This is a genomic window from Mycobacterium sp. (genome assembly GCF_052145595.1).
Classification (GTDB): Bacteria; Actinomycetota; Actinomycetes; order Mycobacteriales; family Mycobacteriaceae; genus Mycobacterium.
The window spans coordinates 37,257-43,781 of sequence record NZ_JBKQOI010000069.1 but is presented as its reverse complement, the minus strand read 5'-3'; the positions used below and the strand labels follow the sequence as shown (position 1 = coordinate 43,781).

At 64.7% G+C, this 6,525-nt stretch carries 9 protein-coding genes; 2 read left to right on the top strand and 7 right to left on the bottom strand.

The features are described from left to right. Nucleotides 1–163: 163 nt before the first annotated feature. The 3 genes from ACLP4W_RS05045 to ACLP4W_RS05035 all read right to left on the bottom strand — a co-directional run bounded on the left by ACLP4W_RS05045 (nt 164) and on the right by ACLP4W_RS05035 (nt 2,155). Nucleotides 164–979 (bottom strand): lysophospholipid acyltransferase family protein, encoded by an 816-nt coding sequence (locus ACLP4W_RS05045; protein WP_442384725.1) that lies wholly within the window; start codon nt 977–979, stop codon nt 164–166. A gap of 164 nt (nt 980–1,143) precedes the next feature. Continuing rightward, nucleotides 1,144–1,608, bottom strand: a complete 465-nt coding sequence (locus ACLP4W_RS05040; protein WP_442384723.1) for a YbjN domain-containing protein — start codon at nt 1,606–1,608, stop codon at nt 1,144–1,146. Nucleotides 1,609–1,747: 139 nt separating this feature from the next. After that, complete coding sequence (locus tag ACLP4W_RS05035; protein WP_442384721.1) at nt 1,748–2,155, bottom strand: nitroreductase/quinone reductase family protein; 408 nt, start codon at nt 2,153–2,155, stop codon at nt 1,748–1,750. Nucleotides 2,156–2,214: 59 nt separating this feature from the next. On the opposite strand from ACLP4W_RS05035, the gene ACLP4W_RS05030 reads away from it, so the two are divergent. Both ACLP4W_RS05030 and ACLP4W_RS05025 read left to right on the top strand, forming a co-directional pair. Then, complete coding sequence (locus ACLP4W_RS05030) at nt 2,215–2,814, top strand: TetR/AcrR family transcriptional regulator (protein ID WP_442384719.1); 600 nt, start codon at nt 2,215–2,217, stop codon at nt 2,812–2,814. A 2-nt stretch (nt 2,815–2,816) separates the two neighbouring features. Next, nucleotides 2,817–3,215, top strand: coding sequence for a VOC family protein (locus ACLP4W_RS05025; protein WP_442384717.1), 399 nt, complete (start codon nt 2,817–2,819; stop codon nt 3,213–3,215). 5 nt (nt 3,216–3,220) lie between these two features. Here ACLP4W_RS05025 and ACLP4W_RS05020 read toward each other — a convergent pair whose 3' ends face one another. The 4 genes from ACLP4W_RS05020 to ACLP4W_RS05005 form a co-directional block, all read right to left on the bottom strand. Next, nucleotides 3,221–3,673, bottom strand: coding sequence for a cupin domain-containing protein (locus tag ACLP4W_RS05020; protein WP_442384715.1), 453 nt, complete (start codon nt 3,671–3,673; stop codon nt 3,221–3,223). 257 nt (nt 3,674–3,930) lie between these two features. Next, nucleotides 3,931–4,626, bottom strand: a complete 696-nt coding sequence (locus ACLP4W_RS05015) for a TetR/AcrR family transcriptional regulator (protein WP_442384713.1) — start codon at nt 4,624–4,626, stop codon at nt 3,931–3,933. Between the two features lie 35 nt (nt 4,627–4,661). Then, nucleotides 4,662–5,357 carry a TetR/AcrR family transcriptional regulator gene (locus ACLP4W_RS05010; protein ID WP_442384711.1) on the bottom strand — a complete coding sequence of 232 codons (696 nt, stop codon included), beginning with the start codon at nt 5,355–5,357 and terminating at the stop codon, nt 4,662–4,664. 109 nt (nt 5,358–5,466) lie between these two features. Further along, a complete protein-coding gene (locus ACLP4W_RS05005) occupies nt 5,467–6,339 on the bottom strand; it encodes an alpha/beta fold hydrolase (RefSeq protein WP_442384709.1) in 873 nt (290 codons plus the stop codon). Nucleotides 6,340–6,525 lie beyond the last annotated feature (186 nt).

The window sequence follows — 6,525 nt, the reverse complement described above, 5'->3', positions numbered from 1 at the left end:
GCGTCGAAACCGAACTCGCCGTCTGCGCCGGAAGGGTCGATGACCGCCACCTTCAACGTGTGCGTGTGCAGGTTCGGCGCCTCGCTGTAGAGCAGCATGGCGTCCATGCCGTTGAGTCTTTTCACACGCCCACCTCGCCGTGCCGACGCGTCGGATGAAATCGTTAGCCCAGGATGGGCAGGCGGCGCTGACCGGCCAGCCGCTTGAGCGCGGCCTCCATCACCGCGCGCACGTGGGCGTCGACCGTGTCGATGTCGGGGTCGTTGCCGAAGCGGGCGGTGACGTCGATGGGCTCGAGCACGTCGGTGACGATCTTGGCCGGCAGCGGCAGGTTGGGCGGAAAGATCACACTCAGGCCGAACGGGAATCCAAAGCTGAGTGGCAGAATGTCCAGCCGCGCCTTCGTGAGCCCTAACTTGCGGGCCAGCCAGTTGCCGCGGGTCAGGAACAGCTGGGTCTCCTGGCCGCCGATCGACACCGTGGGCACAATCGGCACCCCGGCTTCGATGGCGGTCCTGACGTAGCCGGTGCGACCATTGAAGTCTATGGTGTTCGCACCCATCGTGGGCCGGTAGGAGTCGTAGTCACCGCCCGGGAATACCAGCACCACCGCGCCCGAATGCAGTGCGGCGGAGGCGTTTTCGCGACTGGCTTCGATGACCCCGATGCGACGCAACCACCCGTCCAACGGGCCCATGAACACCCCGTAATGGGCCAGGATGTAGACCGGCCGGTCGTAGCCGAATTCGTCGTAGAAGGCCGGCGAGAAGACCAACACGTCGGGCGTGAACATGCCGCCGGAGTGGTTGGACACCACCAATACCCCTCCGGCCGGCGGGATGTTGTCCAGGTTTCGCACTTCGGCCCGATACCAGCTTTTGACCAGTGGCCGGACCGCTTTCTTGACCTGTTCGGTGAAGGCCGGATCCCATTTGGCGGTTTCGTGATTGTCGGTCGCCGCGCCGGTGCTGCCCTGCATGGTTCGTCCTCGAGTATCGCCGGTCGTGTTGTTGCTGTCTCTTGTTGATTGCCGGCGAGACATGGGTTCCAAACCTCAGCGCTATGCGACATACGTTACTCTCGATTTAGGAGAATGCGATATCCGTTTGCTGTGGGCGGGCCACGGCGCTCCGCAGCAGAAGCTCAGCCGGCGTCGCGCACCAGCGCCTGTGCGCTCGACGGTAAGTCCGCAACCGGGGTCAACGCACCAAACAGGTCGATCGCGGCCGCGACAGCGCGGTCGACGAAGGAGGCGAATTCCTCGAAGGTGACGTGCCCTTGGATCCGCTGGGATCTGCGCGCGACGACACCAATGCGCTGTGGATCAGTCGAGTCGTGCACGATCGCGGTGACTTCGTGGTTCTGCCGGTTCCATTCGTCGGCGAAATGCATCAGCCGTGGGCGGCCGGTGGCGGGGAAGAAGCACGGGGGAGCGACCCGAATGATCAGCACGTCGCCGTGCGAGATCTCGAGGTGGACGTGCAGCCGCCGCGGCTGGGCGTTGGCGACGTAGAAGTACTCGGCGTCGTGCGCGCCGCGGAAGAACCGCCGCCCGCGGGTGCACAGGTAGCGTTCGATCATCGTCGCGCAGCGCGACTCACCGGTCATGAGATCGATGGTGAGACCAGCGGCTTTGCGGATCCTTGGAACCGAGCCAGCAAGGACCGAAGAATTTGTTGAGAATTTCCTGAGGGGTGGCCCGGAACGGCGCGACTGCGGGTCGGCGGTCAAGGTCGAGGTGATCGGCTCATTGCGGGTCGAGCTCGATCCGTAGGGTCAGCAAGTCGGTGCCCAACGCGCGCACCATCGAGCTGTTGAAGCGTGGCAACGCCGCCAACCGGGCGTACGGGTCGTCGCCTGGCAACAGCAATGCGGTTCCCGCGCGCCAGCGACCCCGAATTCGAAGTCGAACTCTGTTGTTTGCCTGGATGTTTCGAACGTAGTCCGACGCTTCGCCGTGGTCGGACACGAGCCAGAACGCGGCGCCGTCGAGCCGCCCACCTACCGGTGTGCGTCGCGGCTGCCCGCTGATGCGGCCGGTCGTCTCCAGCAGCACTTGGGTGGGTAGCCGCCGGGTAATGGGGTTGGCGATGTGTCGGTGGAAGAAGCTGGCTCGGCGGCGTTTGCGTTCATTCGCGGTGGCGTCGGCGGTCATGCCCGATAAGCATTGTCGAGACTAGCAGTCTCGTCAATGGGCACGCTAACCTTCAGGCTGTGACGCCGACCCAACAAAGGCCCCACACCGGCAGCCGGCGCAACGACGCGGCCGAGCAGGCAATCCTGCGTGCGGCGGCCGAGCTGCTCGCCGCCGGCGACGGTGCGCTGATCACCGTGGCCGCCATCGCGGAGCGGGCAGGGGTCGGCAAGCAAACGATCTACCGCTGGTGGCCGTCGAAAAGTGCGTTAATGCTCGACGCGATGATCCACCGGGCGCAGCAGGTCGCCCCGGCGCCCGATAGCGGTGATCTGCACACCGACCTGCGCGTGTTCCTGCGGTCGACGTTCGCGGCCGCACCCGAGAACCGCAGTCTGCTGCTGGGCGTGCTGCGCGAGGCATTGGGCGACGCCGCCGCAATGGATCGACTCGCAACTTTCACGGCGACGCGGCGCGACGAGTTGGCTCAGATCCTCGACCGAGCACGGGCCCGCGGACAGATCCGCATACTCGAACGGTCCGAAACCGTTGTCGTCGACCAAGCATTCGGATTACTTTGGTATCGAATGATTTTCGCCCATGAGCCGCTCGACGAACCGGCCGCCGACGACGTGGCGGCCGCGCTTACAATGCAGCTTCGCACCAATCGGGAGGGCTGAAGGTGGGATTCGCGGTGGAACGACTCGACCATATCGTGTTGAATTGCAACGACGTTGAGGCCACGGCGTCATGGTACGAGCGGGTCCTCGGCATGAGCCGGGAGACGTTTGGGCCTTCCGACAGAACTGCCCTGCGCTTCGGGGATCAGAAGATCAACCTGCGCCCCGTCGGCGCGCTGGCCGACGATCCTGACTGGGTCACGGGGTCGGTCGAAGCGGCCGGTTCCGAAGACTTGTGCTTCATCACGCGCTGCGGCCCGGGCGACGTTCGCGCCCAACTCGCCAGCTGTGGAGTGGAAATCATCTCGGGACCGGTAACCAAGATCGGCGCGTTGGGACCGATGACCTCGCACTACTGCCGTGACATCGACGGCAATCTCATCGAAATCGCCGTCTACTGAGCGCGTCAGAGCGGATACAGCGCCGGCAGGTTGACCACAATGGCCTCTTGGGTGCTGCGCGCGATCACGACTTCCGCGGGTGTGTCCGGGTCGGGGTTTTCCTCCCGGTGGGGCAGGTACGGCGGGACAAAGATGTAGTCGCCGGGCGCGGTGGAGATGCGAACCTCTTGGACGCCGTCGTGGAACACGAACTCCGGATGGCCGCTACGTACGTAGATCGCGGTTTCCGATTCGCCGTGATGGTGGTTGGCCGAGACGGCTTGGGGTGACACGTGCGTCTCGCCCATCCAGATCTTCTCCGTACCGACCGACCGGCCGCTGAGGGCGGCAAAACGCCGCATTCCCTCTGATTGTGCGGTGTCGGAACTGATTTCCGACGCCTTGATATGGTGCACGCGGTTGCGTGCGACTTCCGTCGTCTCGTCGAAATCGGGATGGAATCCATCCGAGGTTGCCATCAGCGCTCCTGTAATCAATCCACCGATAAATCTCTAAAGGCTACGAGCTTGGTGCTTGCACTTGCCATGGTCGAAGATCCTTCGGTGTTGCTCAAGGCCGCGGTCGCGCGGGCGCGCCGAGCGTGAACTCATGGCGAAATTCTTGCGGATTTTTCGCCCTCAGATCACGCTCGGCGAAAGAAAACCGATGTGACGCCATGACGCTCATGTGGGCTAGGGAACCCAAGAATGTCCAGGGTGCGGGGAGGAGCAATTGGTCACGCGGCCGATGTCGGCGCGGGTCCGGATTTGGGTCGGCGCCGCGGCGAGGGGGATCGGCCTTTGCGGGGCTCGGGACGCACCGCGAAGGAACGCACATAGTCGACGGCGGCGTTGACGGCCATTCGCAGCGGCTCCGGGTCGGCGGTGGCGTACGTGATCATCGCGCCCCCCTGGTGCGCGGTGACCAGTGCTACCGCCAAGTGTCGCGGATCGGCATCGGGGCGCAAATCGCCGCGGCGCAGCATCGCCGTAAGGCCGTTCTGGAAGAGCTCGAGCCACCGGTCGTAGCCGTCGGCGACGTCGTCGCGAACTTCGTCGTCGGCGTCGATCAGCTCGCCGGCCAGCGAACCATAAACGCATCCGCCCAGCCGGTACACGGTGTCGATGTCGGCTACGCACGCGTCGGCCCATGCCTGCAGGGCCTCGAGACTATCGAGCGCGCCGAGCCGCGGCTGGGTATGAAACGCTATGACATCGTCGCGGCGCGAGGCGATGACCTGGCGGGTCAGATCGCGTTTGTCTCGGAAGTAGTGCGAGATTTGCGATCCGCCTACCCCGGCGGTTTTACGCACGTCGTCGATGCTGGTGTTGGCAAGACCGCGCTCGAATATGAGCCGGGCGGCGGCGCCCACGATGCGCGCTCGAGTCGTCAGTCCCTTGCGGGTGAAGCGCGGTGCGCTGTTTTCATTCACGTTGCCGACCTTGGCGGAGGTGAGTCACAGATGAGTCAGCCCGCCTTCCTTGTCGCGCGCTGGCCGCGGGGGCGCCGCGCCGGACGCGGGACCCGTTCGGCGGGGTCGGTCGCGAACATGCGCAGATAGTTGACCGCGAAGCGGACCGCGTCAGCGTGCGGCCATTCCGCCCGATAGGTGAAGGCCAAGGTGGCGCCTCCCTGGTGAGCGCTGACAACGACCAATGCCAGCTGCCGGGGGTCGGCATCCGCGACTAGAACGCCGCCATCTTTCATCCGCTGGATCGCCTGTACAAGCAGGTCGATCCACTGCCAATAACCTGCCGCCAACGTTTCGCGCGTGCTGTCGTCGGACTTCGCCAGCTGCGCGGCGAGGGCATGGTAGGTGGGCGTGCCGAAGTATCCGATCCGTCTGAGGTAGCGCATGTTGAGGTCAATCCAGCGCTCGAAGTCGTCAAACGAATCCAGGCCCCGCAGCTTGGGCTGCCGGTGAAAGTCCAGAACCACGCCGATTTGGTGCCTGATGACTGCGCGGATCAGTGCGCTCTTGTCAGCGAAATAGTGGGCAAGCTGTGAGCCGCTGACCGACGCCGCTCTCCGCACGTTCTCCATGTTCGACGCCGACAGGCCCTCGGTGACGATCAGCTGGGCGGCGGCCTGCACGATCCGGTCGCGGGTGGCGCGCCCCTTGGCGGTCAACCGTTGTTCGTCCTGAACATCGGGATGGGCCATCGTGCCAGGCTAACCTGCGAGCGCCTCCAATTATGGGATATCCAGCCCATTAACAGACGCGCTCGAGAAGCGTGCGGGTTGGACTGGAATGTGCCGCCGGCGGGCCCCGTCAGGCGGGCACGTCAACCCTGGCAAGGAAGTTGCGGATCAGCCCGGTGACTTCGTCCAGTGCGGACTCCAGCAGGAAGTGCCCGCCGTCGAGCAGATGAATTTCGGCACCAGGCAGGTCGTCGGCGAACGCTTCAGCACCGGCGGGGCCGAAGATCTCGTCACCGCGGCCCCACACCGCCAGCAGCGGCACCCGGCTGGCGCGGAAGTACTCGTGCAGGCGCGGGTACAGCGGCGAGTTGGTGGCGTAGTCCCGCAGCAGCTTCAGCTGCACCAGGTCGTTGCCGGGCCGGGATATCAGCGCGAAGTCGTGATACCAGGACTCGGGGTCGACGAGCGTCTCGTCGGCTACGCCGGTGAGGTACTGCCACCGGGTGGCGTCCAGGGTGAGGAACTGCCGCACCGCGGCCTCCGTGTCGGCTGTCTGGTCACGTTGATAGGCCTGCACGACCTTCCAGAAGCTCTCCACGAACCCGGCGTCGTAACCGTTGCCGTTTTGGCTGATGATCGCGGTAATCGCGGACGGCTGGCGAAGCGCCAGCCGCCAGCCAATGGGGGCGCCGTAGTCCTGAACGTACATGGCGTACCGATCGATACCGAGGCTGCGGAGCAGGCCCGCGGTCAGGTCGGTCAGCGCGTCGAATGTGTAATCGAACTCGTCGACGGGGGGCGCGTCGGAGAGCCCAAAGCCCAGATGGTCCGGTGCGATCACGCGGTAACGGTCGGCGAGCGCCGGAACCAGGTTCCGAAACATGTAGGAGCTGGTCGGAAATCCATGCAACAGAACCACGGCGGGCGCGCCCGCGTCGCCGGCTTCACGGAAGAACAGCCGATGACCGTCGAGGGTGGCGTAACGATGATGAACAGCCGGCATGAGATTCCTCCTGCACCATGTGTTCCAGGGTCGCGACGGAGATGAGGCAGGACGGCGCCGTTCTCCGGGGCGCCGGCCCCAAGCACATTCTGGGATGCGTATCCCAGTATGCACTAAAACTAGCGGCCCGCAATAGTGTCCGTAGCAGTTGACGCTCAGGCCGCTTCGGAATATTATGGGTCGAAC